Below are 2,239 nucleotides of genomic sequence, written 5' to 3' on the forward strand. Positions count from 1 at the left end.
ATTAAGAATGATGTTTAGAAGTCGCCTCTCATAAGCTTGCATCGTTACATCCATTTCCATCTTATCAGCATGCCTATTCATATATTCAATCAAATCCGGCATACCATCTTCCGATAATGTTGTCAAATAATACAGATCTAATTTACCGGTTACTTCGTATTGTCTTAGATTATTACGAACAATCATGGCATCTATATTCACAAAGCTAATGACCAGATAATAGGCAAGTCCAATCATAATACCCCATTCAATAACCTTATAGCTCGGTTTCCAGATTCCTAGAGCTATAAAACTCATGAAAACAGCCATAAAAAGGATGATTAAGTAAACATATAGCCTTAGTCTCGTGTAACCATACATAGATTCATAAAGATACATCTTATAAAAAGAAGATGCCATCATAATATACGTACAGGCAATCGTTACAGTTAAACTTATACGTATTAATAAACTGCTTTTCACAAACTTCTTAACAAATAAGACCCCACAAGTATTCAGTATACTTAATACCAATAGTTCAAAAAAGCCTTCTCTCGCATAACTGGCATAATCGTAATTCCTAAGCAATTCTGTGGATTGAGCCAGAAAAAGAAAGCGAATCTGAACATAAGCAAAGACCAAATACAGCAAATTCAAAAGTAGCAAAACGGTAACACCAACCAAAACTGGAATCACTTCATGATTCACTTCAGGTACTACTGTGACCCCTGTCATTCCCATTTTTATTTGATTAGATTTGATCAAATAAAGGCTTAACCCATAGAAGAAACATGCGATGATGATAAAGACAACCAGCCTTTTAATCATATCTCCTATGGCATCTGTTTCCAGAACCTCAAACCCTTGCTGTATTAATTTTCCAAAAGCTGCATCAGCACTTGTCATTAACGCAGAAGCTACTAGCAAGATTGGTAGCGCAATAATCAATCCTAGCCCGATTTGCTTTAAAATACCGACATGTTTATTATAGGCTTTTGAACCATGATTGAAGTACTTAAAGAAATTTGATAGAGCACCTATACAATGATTAACACCCTCCACTAGATATGTCGGCCATTTGAAGGTTATATGACTATAACTTAAAGTCATTAATAAACCTATCAATAGAAGCGCAGATAAAACTCTAATGACATCCACAGTCGTAATCGCAAAATTAAGGCTAAGTATAATCACATAAGCACCTAGCCCAAAAAAATCTTTGCCTATTGGTAATTTGGCTTCTTTTTTGAAATGCCACACAGCAACGACTGTCAATACCATAACCATAAAAACAGAAATACCAAAATCCTGATCTACAAAAAACAGCGTTGACATTAAAGCAATAGCAGTTGCATATATCCATGATTTTGACATGTTATTATTCCTCCTCTTCATAAACCAACAAGTCACCCGGTTGGCAGTTTAATACTTCACATATTTTTTCCAAGGTCGAAAAACGTATGGCCTTGGCTTTATTGTTTTTTAGAATTGAAAGATTTGCATTGGATATGCCCACTTGTTCTGCAAGATCTCCAAGACCGATTTTTCTTTTCGCCATCATCACGTCCAGATTTACTATGATACCCATTGCTTCATCTCCTTAGATTGTCAGGTCATTTTCATTTTTATAATGAATCGCTTCCTCAAATACATCCGCAAGAACAAAGCAAAACAAAGATGCCAAAGCAAAGACAAAAATCACAATCAACGTAAGGTAGGTGAAAAAGAAGATTGCCTTTGTTGTAAATATAAAACCAATGATAAAAGCCGATATCCCAATACGTTTAAGACTCGTAACATTTCTCATGATAAATGGTGTGTTGGCTACACAGGAATCAAAAATACGTCTAAGTTCATATAGGACAGCCAGTGCCAATAAGCCACTCCCGTAAAGCACACCTAGATAATACTGTCTAATAAAGGTAATACCAGTAAATGCAAAAGCATAATTAACATAATCTGTCACAATCCATGGTAAAAAGATAATGCTAATCACTGCCACAACCATTAGCAATACCATAACGACGCTTAGTATTCTTGGTAACCATATTCTTTTCTTCATAATACCACCTCTTTTTATTATTTTATTTCGCTGTTTCTATATTTTTATTTATTGCTATAATAACATAACTTATTGCTTTTATCAATATATATTTATTGTTTATCAATAAATATATATTGATAAAAGTGTTTATCTTTTTTTCCAACTCGGTCTCATATATACAGAACCAGGATAGCCTCATAGTTATAGTTATGCTAT

The 2,239-nt window shown here is 34.0% G+C and carries 3 protein-coding genes; all 3 read right to left on the reverse strand.

What is annotated here, in order from left to right; translation table 11 throughout:
* Positions 1–1,353: DUF4153 domain-containing protein (locus tag P0N36_RS15020; protein ID WP_275843690.1), on the reverse strand; the 1,353-nt coding region annotated here is incomplete at its 3' end.
* Between the two features lie 4 nt (positions 1,354–1,357).
* Entirely contained in the window at positions 1,358–1,567 is a 210-nt protein-coding gene (locus P0N36_RS15025) for a helix-turn-helix domain-containing protein (RefSeq protein ID WP_275843691.1), read from the reverse strand.
* A gap of 12 nt (positions 1,568–1,579) precedes the next feature.
* Positions 1,580–2,041, reverse strand: a complete 462-nt coding sequence (locus P0N36_RS15030; RefSeq protein WP_275843693.1) for a DUF2975 domain-containing protein — start codon at positions 2,039–2,041, stop codon at positions 1,580–1,582.
* Between the last annotated feature and the right edge of the window lie 198 nt (positions 2,042–2,239).

It is taken from the genome of Petrocella sp. FN5, from assembly GCF_029210395.1.
GTDB lineage: Bacteria > Bacillota > Clostridia > Lachnospirales > Vallitaleaceae > Petrocella.